Origin of the sequence: Pseudoalteromonas sp. McH1-42, assembly GCF_022347845.1 — a bacterium.
GTDB lineage: Bacteria > Pseudomonadota > Gammaproteobacteria > Enterobacterales > Alteromonadaceae > Pseudoalteromonas > Pseudoalteromonas rubra_D.
This window is the reverse complement of record NZ_JAKRFU010000007.1, coordinates 1-15,724: the sequence shown is the minus strand read 5'-3', so window position 1 is coordinate 15,724 and position 15,724 is coordinate 1. Positions and strand designations below refer to the sequence as shown.

Below are 15,724 nucleotides of genomic sequence, written 5' to 3'. Positions count from 1 at the left end.
CACCTTAGCCCGAAGTGCCATACTTCGGGCTTTGTTTAATCAGCAACGAAAATAGTCCCCTGCAAATACAATACCCCAAACCCGGATACCAAAACCCGCTCGCCTGCTACCTGACAATGTAATACTCCACCACGCTGCGAAGCCTGATAAGCCACCAATTCATCGCGACCCGATAACTCTGCCCAGTAAGGGGCCAGCCCTGCATGAATGGAACCAGTTACGGGATCTTCATCGCCGCCATTGGCAGGCCAAAAGTAGCGAGAAATGAAGTCATAATTGTCAGACCGTGCTGTTGCAACCACGTCCAGCGGAGCCAACTGTTTGAGCAACTCACTATGGTATGTCAATTGCTCTACCGAGGCGGCTTGATCGAACACAGCAAAGTAGGCCTGGCGATTTTTGAGCACCTCTACAGGCTGCTCAGACAAGCCTTCCAATAACACAGCCGGAGCTTGCGCAACAGGTTCAGGCTGCTGGTTCGGAAAGCTCATTTCTATTCGCTGATCCGGCAACTGATTAACGGTTAAAGGGCCCACCTCGCGAGTAAGAAAGGTGATCTCGCCCTGGGCAGCTAAATGATTAAAAATCACAAACGAAGCAGCGAGTGTCGCATGACCACAAAAGGCGATTTCTGTCAGCGGAGAGAACCAGCGGATCTCAAATTGATGACCTGATGCGGTATCAACAGCGCGAATAAAAGCGGTTTCAGAGAGGTTGTTTTCAGCAGCAATCTGCTGCATTGTGGTGTCTTCCGGCCATAGATTAACAGGGACTACGGCGGCCGAATTGCCTTTGAATTGAGCCTGGGTAAAGGCATCTACTATGTATATGTCATACTTCATCATGCTTCCTTAACAAGGAGCATACTGACACTCCGACGGCCGCGCCAGCACGCTCAATCAAATCACTTCATTGTGACCCATAGTAAACACAATGAAGCGGGAAACAATCACTTTTCTTGTCGGGTTATCAACCAAACCAGGCCGATGATAGCCGTCATTGCGAGACCCGACAGCAAGAAGGGATCAATGATAAGGGTATCATTGAATTCAAACTTACCAGCCGAGATTTTTTTCCAACCCATAAAATGCTGATTTGCCGCAACAACTGCACCAAAGAAACCAAATACCAGTGCAGCATATTTGCCCAGCCAGTGACGCGCAGCACCGGTGAACAAAATGAGTCCTAGCAGACCAATTACGGTGCGTTGCACACGGCAGTAAGGGCAGACATAAACCACCCCCATTAGCTCAACCGTCCAGGCAAGGATGGACACACCAATCGCAAACAGGCCCAGCCACTTGGCATGGCGAGTATAGGTTTCTAATTCAAATAACATACATTTACCTTTCTTAATCAACGAGCTATTCGGATTACAGTCAACAGCTCATACAGCACAATCGAGATATAATATCACATATTCGTTAAAGGTATAAATAAGATGATTAAGGAATAAGAAAGATAACATGCAACAGATAAGCGGCCCGAACAGCCACTTCAGGGCTGGCTTATTGCTGACGCTCTCTTCGCGTAAGCAAGGCAATCATCAATACCAACGCAAGCACATCTATCTGAACCGCATTTAAAGAAAACGCGCCAGCGTCACCAGTCAAGCGAACGGTAGAAGAAAATAAAATACCAAAAGACAGTTCAAAGTCTTTCAACCAGGTGAAGCCGATTTGAATTCCGCCAAGCCCCGTATACTTGTAATTAAGTACGCCAAAAGAAAAACTAACAACCTGTAACCCCTGATTCAGTATTGATAACCAATACCATTTTGCCTGCTCTTTAATCGCCGTATAACCCGCAGCAGCACTGAGCAGGATAAAAGGCACGCTAATAAAAGATAACCATGACGTAAGAGGCCCAAATATCAGCCCGACTGTCATCACAAATGCAGCCAGAAGCTGTATATACCCAATGACTTTTACACGCCTTTCAGCATTTTTGGGCCCATTCTCCACTCGCTGTTGTTCGTGCAATTCGGCTTCTTCCTGACGAGCATCTATTTCAGCGAGCAGGGCTGAATAGTGCTCTGAATCAGGCGTGATTTGTTGCAGCGCTTCATGAAGTTCAGCTTGAGTATACTGAGAGTAATCAACTTTTATCATTGTTATATAGCCCAAAAAATACGACATTGGATGGTTTCGCGAGTGTACGCTATTTACCCATGCTCAGCAGCAAATATTGCTCGCCAGTCCCGCTACAACTAGCGGCATCTGGTCGACATAGGGTGACCATCAACATATTGGATCAGATCCCATAAATTACCATAGAGATCTTCGAACACAGCGACAGTGCCATAGTCCTGCGTAGCGGGCTCACGCACAAAATGTATTCCCTTGGCTTTCATCCATTCATAATCCCGCCAAAAGTCATCGGTACTTAAAAACAAAAACACTCGACCGCCAGCCTGATCACCGATAAAGGGGTTTTGTCGGGGTTTAGAAGCTTTTGCCAACAATAAAGCCACCCCATGAGAATTCGGGGGAGCCACTACGACCCAGCGTTTATCCTGCTCGGCCTGATAGGTATCTTCTATCAACTCAAACCCAAGTTTACCCACATAAAAGTCGAGCGCTTCGTCGTAGTCGTTAACCACCAGCGCAACGTGCGCAATGTTCTGTTTCATAGTGACCCTTAAGCTTATTTGCGGGGCTGAAACTTCTTGGTCATACCCTGGCTCTTTGGTGCAACCAGTCTGTACCCCAGTTTCTCGTAAAATATCGGCTCATCAGCAATCATGGACACATAAGATCCGGGCAATGCCACAGACGACAAATACGCATCAATCGATTCCATCACACGGCGACCCAGCCCTTGCCCCTGATAAGCTGGGTCGACTGCCACATCGACCACCTCAAAATTACAGGCACCGTCACCGACCACCCGGCCCATCGCAATCAACTTTTCGCCCTCGCGGATCGAAACCCCATAAAGTGTATTAGGTAAGCCAATTTCAGCCGCTTCCAGCGACTTTGGCGAGAGCCCGGCCTTAACACGCATATCGCAATACTCCTGGGCAGAAGGTACTTGTTGTATTAATTCTAGCATCGTTTTCGTCTCCTATTTAGATACATAGTAAACCACAAAATACTGTATATAAAAACAGTTTAACGAAAGTAAACGTTATACAGTAACAAAATCAATCTCGGTCATATTGAACGTGCGTCGGCACCTTTTTAGATTGCGTCAACCCCCTTTACATTAGGTAATTCAGAATATTTAACGTTGCACACTATCTGTTACATCGGCACACTATGGTGTTGGATATGACACTAATAAAAAACAATTTTCTGCTCAAGGACCCTGATAATGAAAACAATAATTCCAAAACTCACAGGCTTACTCGGTGGCGCCATCAGCATGTGTTTAAGTGCACAATTTAGCTACGCAGCTGAAACACAGGTCATGTCATCCGATGCATTACTACTTACTCAGGTTCAGATTGTCGATGTCGAACAACAAGAGATCCGCCGCAGTGCTTTGCTGATTGAACAAGGTAAAATAGCCGCTGAATACCCAGCGCCTCCGGTCAACTTTAAAGGGCGGACACTCAACCTGAATAACCGCTGGCTTATCCCGGGGCTGATCGACATGCATGTTCATGCGTTTGGCAATCGGGCTCCTTATGCCAAATCAGATTTTGCCGGAACTGAAAAAATCTCCCAGCGCGTGCTGTATGCGGGTGTCACCGGATTTGTCGACTTATTTGGCGATGAGCAAGGCCTGATAGACGCACGCACAAAGCAAAGAGCAGGCACCTATTTTGGTGCCGATATCTACAGCAGTTTATCTTGTCTGACCGCACCAAAAGGCCATTGCACAGAATACGGCCTGGAAACACGCACTATGTCAACCCCGGAAGAGGCTGTCGCTCAGGTGCAAAGTCTGGCGAAAGCCAAGCCCGACGTGATTAAAGTGGTTTACCAACCCAGTGACGATCAGCCCTCGATTGATAAAGCCACTTTTGCTGCCATCGTCCAGCAAAGCAACAAACTCGGGATCAAAACCATCGTCCACCTTAAAACCTGGCAGGAAGTCATCGATGCCATCGACGTAGGAGCCTCAGCGTTCACTCACATGCCCGGCACACCGATCCCGGCAGGACTGGCAGATAAAATTGCAGCGGCGAAAATGGTGGTGATCCCGACCATGACAGTTCATACCGATCTAACAGACTTTCTGTTCGACAAGACAGTGATCGCCTCTGAGCTGCTTCAGGCTATGACCACCCCAGCCATCATTGCAGGTTACCAGAGCGAAGAAACAATGAAGAAGTGGGGAGACAGAGAAGCAAAGTGGCGTAACCAGGATACACAAAGAATTGCCAACCTGGCCGAGTTAGTTAAAGCTGGCGTCACTATTTTAAACGGAACAGACGCTGGTAATTATGGCACCATCCAGGGTTATTCAGTGCACAGAGAAATGCTAAAGCTGAGCGAAGCAGGCATGTCTAACTGGCAGACGCTGGCAGCGACAACCACACAGGCAGGTACCTTTTTGGGAATAGACAACAGTCTAAAACCAGGGGCTCAGGCAAGCTTTGTGATACTGGATGCCTCACCGATTGAAAGTATTCAGAACACCCAAAAAATACATGCGGTGATCCATCAGGGCAAAGTCGTAGACCGAGTTCAGGCACTTAAAAACGGATTTTAATCCCAGGTGCCGCTTCAATGATGCGGCGCCTTTCATCAACAGGTAATCTTTTAATGCGTCGTACACATATTGGCCTGCTTGCAGGCCTTTGCCTTGCTATTTGTACTGTGGTGTTTTACCCAAAAGAACACAATAGCGCCGAAAATATCAAAGTTTCAGAGCCCATTGTCGAACAGGATCAACACCCGGACCGAGTAAATAAAACCATCAACACGACAAGTCAGCCACCCGAACAGAAACAAGTGCAGGCCGTGTCACCTGAAGCACTGTTTATGGAGGCCGTACAAGTACGCCAATGTCGCAACGTACCGCGCACAGACAAAGCGTTCAATCAATGGCTCGATGAGGCATTATCACGCGATGAAGTACACGAGATAGTCGAAACCATGAAAGCTCGATATCAGCGCTGTCTGGGCGACACCAACCGTGATGAAAACTATGTAGAGAAACTGATGCAAGCAGCCCAAATGGGCTCTGATGAAGCGGCCGATACACTTTGGCGACTTGCCCCGACAGAAGTGCATCAGGCACTGAAATTCAGCACACTTACCAGAGATGAACAGGTTGCCCGCATGAAAGCATTCACCGCGCAAAAGTATCAAGTGACTGAGCAAGTCGCATTGCTAGGTGGAGAAAAAGCGATCCTACAGCTGATCCGTGGCTATCAATATCTGGACCCTGATACAGGCGGACAAGACTATATTCAGGCGCTGGCCTACAGCCATTACTTTTTGCAAACCCGCCAGGACAGTGAGGTGTATAGTCGCGTTGAGTGGACAAGGCAATATCTGGAGCAGCGCATGACACTCGATGAAATTACTCGGGCACAACAATTGGCCAATGAGTTACAGCATCACGAATGAGATCATTGAACCATTAGGTTTGTCTATCACACACATTGATGACTTCTATTTTATTAATTTAGCTGGCTTTTTTAAAGTTGGGAAAACTAACAAAACAGGAGTTCACACAATGAAGCAGACAATCAAATACACCTTGCGCACGCTGACATTAACCGCCTTGACCTTAGTATCTAATGCACAAGCAGATGCGGGCGACTGGATAAAACGCAGTGGTGATTTTGCAACTTTACAAAAAGACACCAAGACAGCCGAACTATTTGTTGTTTACCCACAACTACATGATCGCAACTGCGGGATTGGTATCGCACTAAACAGTCGTAACAGCTACACCAGCAATTATCAGATTTTGGCCGATAATCTAATAGTAGACAATTACTTTCCTGACAGTAATGGCTCCACAGAACTTGCTTTGGGCACGCAAACACGCGCTGGGATGACTTACACATTTGATCTGACAACATACTATTACGGCACCGTTGTCACAATACGTACGAAAGGAGGCGAGACCTTTGGTGAACTGTTTGAAAAACTCTCAAATAACCCAGACGTACACGCCATCGTGAGCGCCATTGATTGTGACCAACTATAAAAAGAACAAGCACAGCATAGATCAGCTATCTAACAGCCGTTTTATTTCACGATGTAACTGCACACTAACAACATGGTTTTGCTTATCTGCTCGATAGATAAAACACAGTTCATCCTGAACAGGCTTGATCTCTGGATTATACGTTGCCAGAAGCGCAGGTGCGCGTCTGGCAACTCGCTCAGGTAAGATACCCAAACCCAGCCCGTTGGCCACTAAAGTAGAGATCACCTCAAGGTTATTAGATGCAATTATTTGGTGGGAAAAGTCAGCAGTAGACAACAACAATTGCTGTGTTTGCTTCAGATTAGGATCGCAATACAAAGGTAACGTTCCCTGCTCAGTGCACTCAACAGATTCAGCGCGCCAAATAGTGACATTATCAAACAACAAGCTTTGGATCACCAGCTCTGGGTGTCTGACAGGGTTAATCACCAGTGCAAAGTCAATCTCATTACTGATCACTTGCTCTGTGACTTTTCTCGACAAGTCATGAACCAGATTGAATACCATATAGGGGAACTTAGTTTTCAAAGGTCCCAGTATATGGGGCAAAGTATATAATGCGACCGAAGGGTGGCACCCCAATGTGAATGTGCCTGCCATTTCACTGTTTGCCTGATAGACATTCGATTTCAATTTTGCCCAATCCGCCATAAAGCGCAGCCCCTGTGCTTGTAGCACTTCACCCGCTTTGGTCAGAACCACACCATTTTTATGCCGAACCAGCAAATCGGTGCCAAAATTCTGCTCAAGGCGTTTCATCGCCGCACTCACGCTGGGCTGGGTGATCCCCAGGCGCTCAGACGCACGAGACAAGTTTCTCGTACTGGCAACTTCAATAAAATAGCGTATATCCTCAAAATTCGGCGTATGGGGCATAGCTCATAGTCAACAAGTCATCATCCAAAAACAAAAGTTAACACATTTTTTACCAGTGTACCCAACTTGGTTTACTCCGTCTGACAAAGATCGACAACAAAGACACCACCGTATACTGACCGCATAATTTGTACATTTTTGCATGGCAGGATTATTATCCAGCTCCTTCAACGAATAAAGAGGTGTTCATGAAACCCGGTTTGACTGTTTCTGCATTAACGTTAGCCTTGCTACAGGTCTATTCAGCACAGGTTGCTGCTGACACAGCAGGTGCCGACCAGATTGAAAAAATCACGGTCACATCCACCCGTACAGCCAGAGCAAATACCGATCTGGCGCTGAGTGTGGGTCAGGTATCCGAACAAACCATTGCTGACGACAATGCACAACATATCTCAGAGTCATTGCAAACCATACCGGGCGTTTTGATAAATCAGTTATCTGGCGGACAAGGACACAACGCAGCCGTGCGTATGCCGATAAACTTTGACGGCTATACCTTATATTTGCAGGATAATATCCCGCTGCAATCTGCTGCTTTTTATACCCATAACGCACTCTGGTGGACCACCAGCAACATTGGCCTGTCACGCCTCGAAGTACTACGAGGTGCAGGTACCAGTTTACATGGCGCAGGAGCCGTTGCTGCAACCGTCAACGTTTTATCTAAGCCTGTGACAGCCAACAAAAATTCACTCGGTCTCACACTGGGTGAGCATGGCTATTCACGCATTAACGGCAGCACCACCTGGCTGGACGACAATCAAGGTGGATTGCGCGTATCGGCGGCCTATCTGGATAATGATGGCTGGCGAGACCATAACGCTGTTGAAAAAGCCGAGCTGGACGTGCGCCATGAATATCAGCTGGACGACAAGCAAAGCCTGACCACCTCACTGATTGCCTCATCACTTGATCAGCAGATCCTGACCACACTGAGCATTGAACAATTTGAACAAGATCCATCTCAGTCTGGTCTGCCTGACGAGGTGATCGCTCTGGATCCCCGCAGAACCACGGATTATATACGCCTCAGCACTGAATATCTGTATGAGGACAAAAACCTGAGCGTGTCCCTTATCCCTTACGCGCGTCACCGCACATTGGAACACCTTGCCACCTGGCAACCCAATATGCCGGTAGAAGAAACGGAAGTTACCACATTCGGCTTGCTGGCTCTGGCCAGCTGGTCTCACCAAAACAGTGCTCAGACAACCCTGGGCGTTGATTTGGAGCATACTTCCGGAGATACCTATTCATTCCAGCCCACCACCCGGATCACCACCGGACGCGGCGCAGCAACTTACCCTCAAGGGCATGTATTCTATGATGACACCACCACCTTCAAAAGCGTGTCACCTTACATCCAGCACCTGGGCTATATTACTGATGCACTGAGCTATACTCTAGGCGCGCGTTTTGACCACAGTGAATATGAGTTTGACAATGCACTGCCCAAGTACAAAGACGATGGCTTTGGCAATCGCTCCATTGCCTCACGTAAAGATACCTTTAGCCACCTCAGCCCTAAGCTGAGCCTGAACTATTTGCTTAACGAGCAGTCCAGTGTCTATGCGCGCTTCGCCAACGCAATGCGATTGCCTACCGCACCTGAAATGTACCACCTCAAAAGTCGCCAAAGCAGTGCGCAACTGGGGAGTCTGAAAGAAGAAACGTCCGATACCTATGAGCTGGGGTACAAAGCTAATCTGAATGCACTGTCGATTGAACTGGCGTATTACCTGATGGATGTAGACGATGCCATTGTCACGGCATTCAGTGATCTGGGCGCCTCATACCGGGTCAACGCTTCCAGTGTCAGACATCAGGGCTTTGAGCTTGGGCTGAACTACCAGTTTAACCGCGCATTTTCTGCTGCGCTGGCCTACAGCCAGTCCGACCATGAGTTCCGTCACTACATTCGCGATGAGGGACGAGTTCACCGTGAGACAGGCGAATCGATGGAGCAAGATTTGTCGGGCAACAGCCTGCACATGGCACCGGAATATGTTGCCAATTTCAGGCTCAACTACACCAGCCAGACCATCAAAGGACTCAGGCTCACCGCTGAAGCCAAGAGTATCGGCGACTATTACCTGAGCGTAGAAAACACCGATACTTACTCGGGCTATACCGTGTTTAACCTCAAAGCCAACTACCGGCTCAGCAAACGCGTGAAACTCCACGCCCGAATTGCCAACCTTACCGACAAAACCTATGCGCTGCAAAACGAGGAGCGCTTTGGCAGAACCCGTATCCAACCCGGCATGCCGCGTACGGCGTATGTCGGCATCAGCTATGACTTTTAACTATCTGACGTAATAAACAAACGACAGGCGTATCCGTCATCCTGGATACGCCGCTTATCACTACCACAGCTCCCTGATCAGGCTGATTTTGCCTTCTTTAAAACCAAATACGGCCAGCCTAGGCTCTTGCTGTTGCCAACTGCCATCAGCTTGGTTAAAACCATAAGCATACTCTACAGCAATGTGGTTTTTACCCGGGATCGTGCGTAGTACCCTGATCTCACGGTTGGTGTCACTATCGTACCGGCCACTTTCATAGTTACGTAAGAATGCGCGTCGCCAGCTTGCTTTATCAAAATTAGCCAAATATTCCACGTGCTCGTATTTAACCTCGTCGTGCATCAGACCAATCAGGGCATCAATATTCGCAACCGTAGAACCTTTATACGAAACCGTGTCCAGCGCATCAAAATACTGATTCACTTTGCTCAACTGACACTGTGAGCCACATTGGATATCTGCGAATACTGATGAAGAAAATGAGAATAAACTTCCCCACATCAACACGTTTATTATATTTTTCATTTTATTTTCCTGTCATTAAAGTCATTAAATGAGTTCATTATTTCCCTTAAACCGAGCTCAACGGGAAAAAGACTACCCACACCATAACAGCTGAACTATACCTTTGGCGACAAATACTTTAGCGCTCAATGCTAGACAACCTCAGGAAGCGCCACCCATAAAGAAAAACCCTATCCCGTAGTCAATATTTCATATTACCCAAGTAAGGTAATAGCGCTCAAAAACAGTATAAAAAGGGAGCGCTGTTAATAAAAAACTAAGCAAAACTTGTTCGGTGATAGTTACTTAACAATTTAAAAAACAAGGAGAATAAAGGATTAAAACAGACTTAAAAAAGGAATAAAAAGGGAAATTGACTTGAAATGCAGCCATTAATTCAGTCTATAAAGTTGCGTTATCCCGTTGTATTTCCAACCAAACACTTAGCTTTCATTAACAAACAAGGTTCACTACAAAAATGATTACAAATAAAAAACTTTTTTTACTCGGTGCCATATTCATACCCACACTCTCAATGGCCTCTACAGCCCCTCTCAACAACAGTCAGCCTGAAAATACCGGTACACCAGAGTACCTAATAGATGGCGATATGGTATTGGACAGTGTAAGTGAATTTCACACGTTTTCTGCCAATCGCGCGGCTAATACGTCCGGTTTAGACAGCGCTGTAGGCTGGCCAAACGGCATCGTCCCATTCCAGCTAGTTGGTATCGCCAGCGGCAGTCAGAATGAAAAAAACATTCTTGAGGCAATGGAGGAGATAGAACGCGCTTCTCGGGTGAATTTCGTCCATAAAACGTCAAGTCATTCTAACTATCTCACTATTTATGGTCATGCCCTTGATGATGAGAGGGAAAAAAACAAAATCTGCTCTGCGAATATAGGTTATGCAAATGGCGGTCGCCGTCAGGCATGGATCCCCAGCTACTGTAGTGTAGGCACAGCCATTCACGAGTTATTGCATATTCTGGGTTATCGCCATGAGCACCAGCGTACCGACCGCGACTATCACACACGAGATGGTCAACGCTACTCCCTTACAGTGAATGACCGCTATGTACCTTGTACTTTGCAAAGTGCATTCAGAACATCATCCCTGATATCACGCTCGCGGCCATATGATTTTCAATCCATCATGCATTACAGTAATAGCGACAGAACAGGGTGCACCTCAGGTGCCACAGGCAAGGCCTTCAGCTATCAAAACCTCGACACTGGGGCAGCAATAAACACTCTGGGCAATTTTCGCATGTCAAATGGTGATCTGCAGTCGTTACGTGATGGATATGGTCGTAATCGGTCGCAAACGCCTGTATTTCTGGGGTCTAGCCACAAAGATGAAACAAGCTTACGTATTTCAGTGGTCTGGTATCAAGTCCACGATTACCCTGACTACTTCAGAGTAAATGAAACATCTGAAGAGTTCATTGATATCAACCGAAACGGTAGATTAGATGTGGGCACGCCTATGACGTACCGTATTAGCGCTTCGAACTATTGGAGAGATGCGTTTGAAATTTACTTTGGAGACTCTCTTCCCGAGAAAAAAAATGGATACCGCTACCGTTTCACGGTGGAGGCATGCTGGGATGGCGGTGCATGTTCAAGCGAATCTGCTGCTCAAACAATCTCCGTACTGCAACGTGCTCGTGAACCAGAACCATACATTGAGGATAATGTTTCGACAGACAAAGAGTTCTATGTTCGTTGGAACAGCCAGCCACAAGTGCAATACTTCAAAGCTTACCGCAATGGTTCATACTTAGGACAGATCATCGGCAATTCACTCAAACAATCTCTGCCTTCCGGCACCTACAAATATGAAATTCAAGCGTGTAATGCTCGAGGATGCAGTGACAAAGCAACGCTAACACATAAGCATTCAGTAAAGATCGAAGGCGTGCCAACTTCGGCCCCACGCATTGATGACCTTATTGATTCTGATTGGGACAATATTGCTGAGTTTGGGTTTTACAAGGTTGCTCGCGCAACTGAGTATCGCTTCCGTATAGCAGGGCAAGGTTTAGTATACACTGGAAGTATCCAAACCCCTTATCAAGATACAGACGGTGGCTATAAGTCTATTTACAGGAAAGCACCTGATGGCAGATATCAAGTATCCATTACCGCATGTAATATCAATGGATGTGGTCCTACCGCTACAGAAACAGTGAGCGTCTGGAGTGACTTTTAAGTTTTAAAATAGCGTGATTGAGAGCGCTAAATTTAATCTCAGTGGCGCTTAGTGCCATGTACATCCAGTGATGAATAGCCTGGGAGGCACTTTGAATAGCGGCTTCCCAGGCTATTTTCCAACTATAGAAGGCAGCTAAAGCAACTCATTTCACCATGTGTAAAGCGACATACGGCTACAAAGCAACTAAATGAGAGGTGACGCTCACTCTGCTTTTATCAAACGCAGCAAGAAATATCAAAAACTCACACATATAACCTTTTACACTAGCTTCACTATCAATTCCTGGAGCTAATCATGAAGATCACCAAATCAATCATCATTAATAAATCGGCAGAACAAGTTTGGGATTTAGTCGCCCATCAATTTGATAAAGCACATCTATGGATGGGACCTATACCCTACTCTGAAGCACTCGGTAAAGGCAGCAGCCGCCTAGGCGCCCCAATGGAAGGGCGAGTTTGCAATTTAAGTGACAATCCAAATGGTGCGAAAGTCAAAGAGGTCATTACCGAATTCAGTGAAACGGACAAGAGCATCGCTTTTAATGTGCTGCCAGTTAACAACCCTGCCATTGTGCCTATTCGGCAGAACCACGTTATGATGTCAGTGCAGTCGATTGGTAAAAACCAAAGCAAGGTGATCTGGACAGCCTCGCCACAGCTTAAATGGTTTGCCTACCTGTTTTACCCACTGCTTCGGCTGGTGTTTCCCATCGCCTTTGGCAAACTATTAGCAGGGTTAAAACGGTACGCGGAAGATAACCTTGTTCAACCAGCACCGGTCAGCGTGTGACTATACCCATCAAGATAAAAGAGGACTGTGGGATGGATCGTTTTTTTAAAAGTATCGACTACATTGAAGCGCATTTGCATGAAAAAATCAGCGTGCATGAAATCGCAGCGGCATCCCACTATTCAACATATCACTACAGTAGGATTTTCAAAGCTTTGGTAGGCGACACCCCAAAAGAGTACCTTCGCAAACGCAGATTGACCCTAGCTGCAAAGCGACTGTTAACAGACGATGTGAGCATATTAACCCTGGCCCTGGACTGTCAGTTTGATTCTCAAGAAGCATTCACTCGGGCATTTAAGGCACTATTCGATATGACGCCCGCACAATATCGCAAAATAAACGAACCATTTCGCTTGTTATACAAAAAGCCATTTAGTCCTGACGATCTGGCATTTTTGCAAAACAACATCAGTATGGAACCCGAGATCATTGAACAACCTGCGATGAAAATCGTGGGGATTGCCAATGTATACGAAGATGGAGATCTCAGCTTGCCCAAGCTTTGGTCAGGCTTTCGCCCCTATCGTGACAAAATCCCCAATCGGGTAGGCGATCACTTTTTTGGTATCTATGAAAACTATCAGGAAGACGGAGACGTCACTCGATTTGTTTATATTTGCTCAGCTCAGGTTGAAAATTTTGATGACGTGCCGGATGGTCTGATCACACGAGAACTGGCTGCACAAACCTATGCCAGATTTACACATACAGGGCCTATCGCAAACCTGGAAGAAACCCTGAGGTATATTTGGGGGAGCTGGCTGCCAAAGAGCCGTTATGAGTACGCTGACAAGCCCGATTTCGAGTTATTGCCAGGCGGCTTTAATGACGCGGATCCCAACAATAAAGTGTACCTAAATATCCCGGTAACACTAAAAGCCTGAACTATCAGGCTTTTTTTATAACCCGGCAATACATATTCAATACCGCAAGAAATATCAAAAGCAACAACGCGCTTTTCGCTAATCTGGTCTCATAAACTCAACACCCGAATTTAGAAAGAGGCACATTATGATCACTCGCGTATTAATCACTGGCGCAAATGCAGGTTTAGGTAAAGAGGCAGCAAAGCAGATTGCAGCGTATCCGGACATTAAAAAGATCTACCTGGGATGTCGCAACCGTGACAAAGCAGAAGCAGCTAAAATGGCACTGGAACAACAAACAGGCAAGCGTATTTTTGAGATTGTCCAGCTCAATGTCAGCAATTTAAGCTCGGTGCGATCCGCCGTACAACAGCTACCAGAGAGTATTGATGCACTGATCATGAATGCCGGAGGCACGGGCGGTAAACAATTTAACAAACTGAATGAACAGGGCGTCACCGAGATATTTGCAGTTAATCTGCTGGGGCACAGCGTACTGACAGAAGAGCTTATTAAGGCGCAGAAACTTACTCAGGTTGCCCTCTATGCAGGCTCAGAAGCCGCCCGGGGCGTGAAGGAAATGGGCATGAAGCGTCCGGAGCTAAACACCTCGTCGGTTGAGGAGTTTGCTTCTGTCTGTGACGGGTCGTTCTTTGGCTCCACCACAGATGCGACCATACCTTACGGGCCAATCAAATATATGGGGGCATTATGGATGTCGGCAATGGCCAGACGCCATCCACAGCTGAAATTCATCACCATGAGCCCAGGTGCGACTACAGGCACTGATGGCTTTAACTCTCTCTCCTTTGTAAAGCAATATGTTATGAAGAGCATGATGCAAGTTATGCTATGGCTCGGCAAAGTCCATAAAGTTGAAGAGGGCGCGAAACGCTATCTGATGGGGTTGTTTGATGAAGAATTAAAAAGTGGCACATTTTACGCCAGTCAGAAAGGGTTAACGGGCCCTATCGGGGATCAAGCGGAGCTATTTGAAGACCTGAACAATCAGCAGTATCAGGACAATGCCTACCAGGCAATTCAACGCTTTGTATAGCGCCAGATACACTGAACAGCGCTCTGGGCGAAAGAGCTTCACCCAGAGCAAAGACCTCAACAAGACGAGTGTGAGTTAGCTTCTTTCTTATCAGACTACCAACGAGTGTCTACACTCACCCAGGCGATGGAGCAACCCTGGGAGCTTTCGTGAATACGCGCCTGCACTTTCTTATTGGCTGCCAGCGCATAAATTAAAGTTGAATACATTTGGTTTTTGTTTTTTGCTTCAGGTCTTAAGGTAAAGTAAACACCACTTTGCGGCGTGCAATTTGCCAGCTTTTCATCGGCCGGAAATCCAACGTAGATGTTGCCATTTTCACTGGTATAAAGTGTTTCAATGACGCTTGTACAGCCTATACTGCTACAGGTATTGGCCTGTGCGCCTAAAGAAGTCAGAGCTAAAGCAACTGATAAAATGAGCTTTTTCATTATAATAATCCTTATTTAATATATGCTAAGTAAATAGTAAAACCCTGTAGGGGCATTGTTTTTTATAACTTTTGTTATTGCTATTCAAAACTCTATAGTAACAACCTTATCGGTACAATGTGAACATGTTTGCTCTGAACTTGTTCTGACTCACATCGTGGAATGGCTTAATGATAAATCAGCCCCTCAGACCTTAAAAAGTAGTCTAAATTCAGCGAAAACAGCGTACTTTACCTTGCTCAATGACCGCACTGAACTATCGGAACTGGACTCACATCGACCACCAAATCCTGATAACCTGGTCAACGAGCGGGGGCGCCGAGTCTGCGATGATTAAGGTACGAGTGGCAATACTGATTGGCGTACAGTGCAAGCCCAGCTAAAACTGCTCGTTTCACCTTGCGCAAAGTGAGCGGGGACGCCGAGTCTGCGACGATTAAGGTACGAGTGGCAATACTGATTAGCGCACAGTGTAAGTCCAGCTAAAACTGCTCATTTCACCTTGCGCAAAGGCCACGCTAAAGCACGACTTTGCACGACACATCCATGAA

16 protein-coding genes are annotated in these 15,724 nt (G+C 46.5%); 8 read left to right on the top strand and 8 right to left on the bottom strand.

The annotated features are described in order from the left end of the window. Positions 1 to 35: 35 nt before the first annotated feature. The 5 genes from MHN31_RS06965 to MHN31_RS06945 form a co-directional block, all read right to left on the bottom strand. The gene (locus MHN31_RS06965) at positions 36 to 842 is read right to left on the bottom strand and encodes a PhzF family phenazine biosynthesis protein (RefSeq protein WP_239443869.1); all 807 of its coding nucleotides are present in this window, start codon (positions 840 to 842) and stop codon (positions 36 to 38) included. Positions 843 to 949: 107 nt separating this feature from the next. Further along, a complete protein-coding gene (locus MHN31_RS06960; protein WP_239443868.1) occupies positions 950 to 1,339 on the bottom strand; it encodes a disulfide bond formation protein B in 390 nt (129 codons plus the stop codon). 169 nt (positions 1,340 to 1,508) lie between these two features. Continuing rightward, positions 1,509 to 2,111 (bottom strand): hypothetical protein, encoded by a 603-nt coding sequence (locus MHN31_RS06955; protein ID WP_239443867.1) that lies wholly within the window; start codon positions 2,109 to 2,111, stop codon positions 1,509 to 1,511. 98 nt (positions 2,112 to 2,209) lie between these two features. Continuing rightward, entirely contained in the window at positions 2,210 to 2,632 is a 423-nt protein-coding gene (locus tag MHN31_RS06950) for a VOC family protein (RefSeq protein WP_239443866.1), read from the bottom strand. 14 nt (positions 2,633 to 2,646) lie between these two features. Beyond that, positions 2,647 to 3,054: a GNAT family N-acetyltransferase gene (locus MHN31_RS06945; protein ID WP_138536960.1), complete on the bottom strand. Its 408-nt coding sequence runs from the start codon at positions 3,052 to 3,054 to the stop codon at positions 2,647 to 2,649. Positions 3,055 to 3,315: 261 nt separating this feature from the next. Here MHN31_RS06945 and MHN31_RS06940 point away from each other — a divergent pair, with 261 nt between their 5' ends. The 3 genes from MHN31_RS06940 to MHN31_RS06930 all read left to right on the top strand — a co-directional run bounded on the left by MHN31_RS06940 (position 3,316) and on the right by MHN31_RS06930 (position 6,114). Then, positions 3,316 to 4,662, top strand: a complete 1,347-nt coding sequence (locus MHN31_RS06940) for an amidohydrolase family protein (RefSeq protein WP_194867714.1) — start codon at positions 3,316 to 3,318, stop codon at positions 4,660 to 4,662. Between the two features lie 53 nt (positions 4,663 to 4,715). After that, positions 4,716 to 5,525, top strand: coding sequence for a hypothetical protein (locus MHN31_RS06935; protein WP_239443865.1), 810 nt, complete (start codon positions 4,716 to 4,718; stop codon positions 5,523 to 5,525). A gap of 109 nt (positions 5,526 to 5,634) precedes the next feature. Continuing rightward, the gene (locus MHN31_RS06930; RefSeq protein WP_125560288.1) at positions 5,635 to 6,114 is read left to right on the top strand and encodes a hypothetical protein; all 480 of its coding nucleotides are present in this window, start codon (positions 5,635 to 5,637) and stop codon (positions 6,112 to 6,114) included. 21 nt (positions 6,115 to 6,135) lie between these two features. On the opposite strand, the gene MHN31_RS06925 is transcribed toward MHN31_RS06930, so the two are convergent. Further along, on the bottom strand, positions 6,136 to 6,993 hold the full coding sequence (locus tag MHN31_RS06925; RefSeq protein ID WP_194867712.1) for a LysR family transcriptional regulator: 858 nt from the start codon (positions 6,991 to 6,993) through the stop codon (positions 6,136 to 6,138). A 188-nt stretch (positions 6,994 to 7,181) separates the two neighbouring features. On the opposite strand from MHN31_RS06925, the gene MHN31_RS06920 reads away from it, so the two are divergent. Beyond that, the gene (locus MHN31_RS06920) at positions 7,182 to 9,302 is read left to right on the top strand and encodes a TonB-dependent receptor (protein ID WP_239443863.1); all 2,121 of its coding nucleotides are present in this window, start codon (positions 7,182 to 7,184) and stop codon (positions 9,300 to 9,302) included. Between the two features lie 60 nt (positions 9,303 to 9,362). Here the strand turns inward: MHN31_RS06920 and MHN31_RS06915 are convergent, their stop codons facing one another. After that, on the bottom strand, positions 9,363 to 9,827 hold the full coding sequence (locus tag MHN31_RS06915; protein WP_228553322.1) for a hypothetical protein: 465 nt from the start codon (positions 9,825 to 9,827) through the stop codon (positions 9,363 to 9,365). Positions 9,828 to 10,284: 457 nt separating this feature from the next. Here MHN31_RS06915 and MHN31_RS06910 point away from each other — a divergent pair, with 457 nt between their 5' ends. From MHN31_RS06910 to MHN31_RS06895, 4 genes are all read left to right on the top strand, one after another. After that, positions 10,285 to 12,021, top strand: coding sequence for a M12 family metallopeptidase (locus MHN31_RS06910; RefSeq protein ID WP_239443862.1), 1,737 nt, complete (start codon positions 10,285 to 10,287; stop codon positions 12,019 to 12,021). Between the two features lie 297 nt (positions 12,022 to 12,318). Continuing rightward, entirely contained in the window at positions 12,319 to 12,816 is a 498-nt protein-coding gene (locus MHN31_RS06905; protein ID WP_239443861.1) for an SRPBCC family protein, read from the top strand. Between the two features lie 32 nt (positions 12,817 to 12,848). Further along, positions 12,849 to 13,703, top strand: a complete 855-nt coding sequence (locus tag MHN31_RS06900; RefSeq protein ID WP_239443860.1) for an AraC family transcriptional regulator — start codon at positions 12,849 to 12,851, stop codon at positions 13,701 to 13,703. Between the two features lie 127 nt (positions 13,704 to 13,830). Next, positions 13,831 to 14,742, top strand: a complete 912-nt coding sequence (locus MHN31_RS06895) for an SDR family NAD(P)-dependent oxidoreductase (protein ID WP_194867707.1) — start codon at positions 13,831 to 13,833, stop codon at positions 14,740 to 14,742. 95 nt (positions 14,743 to 14,837) lie between these two features. On the opposite strand, the gene MHN31_RS06890 is transcribed toward MHN31_RS06895, so the two are convergent. Continuing rightward, positions 14,838 to 15,173: a hypothetical protein gene (locus MHN31_RS06890; protein WP_125560273.1), complete on the bottom strand. Its 336-nt coding sequence runs from the start codon at positions 15,171 to 15,173 to the stop codon at positions 14,838 to 14,840. Positions 15,174 to 15,724 lie beyond the last annotated feature (551 nt).

What these genes read in the sequence shown, in the direction of transcription:
- MHN31_RS06965 (WP_239443869.1), bottom strand. Translation starts at nt 842, where the DNA reads ATGAAGTATGACATATACATAGTAGATGCCTTTACCCAGGCTCAATTC.
- MHN31_RS06935 (WP_239443865.1), top strand. Translation starts at nt 4,716, where the DNA reads ATGCGTCGTACACATATTGGCCTGCTTGCAGGCCTTTGCCTTGCTATT.
- MHN31_RS06915 (WP_228553322.1), bottom strand. Translation starts at nt 9,827, where the DNA reads ATGAAAAATATAATAAACGTGTTGATGTGGGGAAGTTTATTCTCATTT.
- MHN31_RS06895 (WP_194867707.1), top strand. Translation starts at nt 13,831, where the DNA reads ATGATCACTCGCGTATTAATCACTGGCGCAAATGCAGGTTTAGGTAAA.
- MHN31_RS06940 (WP_194867714.1), top strand. Translation starts at nt 3,316, where the DNA reads ATGAAAACAATAATTCCAAAACTCACAGGCTTACTCGGTGGCGCCATC.
- MHN31_RS06890 (WP_125560273.1), bottom strand. Translation starts at nt 15,173, where the DNA reads ATGAAAAAGCTCATTTTATCAGTTGCTTTAGCTCTGACTTCTTTAGGC.
- MHN31_RS06960 (WP_239443868.1), bottom strand. Translation starts at nt 1,339, where the DNA reads ATGTTATTTGAATTAGAAACCTATACTCGCCATGCCAAGTGGCTGGGC.
- MHN31_RS06925 (WP_194867712.1), bottom strand. Translation starts at nt 6,993, where the DNA reads ATGCCCCATACGCCGAATTTTGAGGATATACGCTATTTTATTGAAGTT.
- MHN31_RS06905 (WP_239443861.1), top strand. Translation starts at nt 12,319, where the DNA reads ATGAAGATCACCAAATCAATCATCATTAATAAATCGGCAGAACAAGTT.
- MHN31_RS06945 (WP_138536960.1), bottom strand. Translation starts at nt 3,054, where the DNA reads ATGCTAGAATTAATACAACAAGTACCTTCTGCCCAGGAGTATTGCGAT.
- MHN31_RS06955 (WP_239443867.1), bottom strand. Translation starts at nt 2,111, where the DNA reads ATGATAAAAGTTGATTACTCTCAGTATACTCAAGCTGAACTTCATGAA.
- MHN31_RS06920 (WP_239443863.1), top strand. Translation starts at nt 7,182, where the DNA reads ATGAAACCCGGTTTGACTGTTTCTGCATTAACGTTAGCCTTGCTACAG.
- MHN31_RS06950 (WP_239443866.1), bottom strand. Translation starts at nt 2,632, where the DNA reads ATGAAACAGAACATTGCGCACGTTGCGCTGGTGGTTAACGACTACGAC.
- MHN31_RS06930 (WP_125560288.1), top strand. Translation starts at nt 5,635, where the DNA reads ATGAAGCAGACAATCAAATACACCTTGCGCACGCTGACATTAACCGCC.
- MHN31_RS06900 (WP_239443860.1), top strand. Translation starts at nt 12,849, where the DNA reads ATGGATCGTTTTTTTAAAAGTATCGACTACATTGAAGCGCATTTGCAT.
- MHN31_RS06910 (WP_239443862.1), top strand. Translation starts at nt 10,285, where the DNA reads ATGATTACAAATAAAAAACTTTTTTTACTCGGTGCCATATTCATACCC.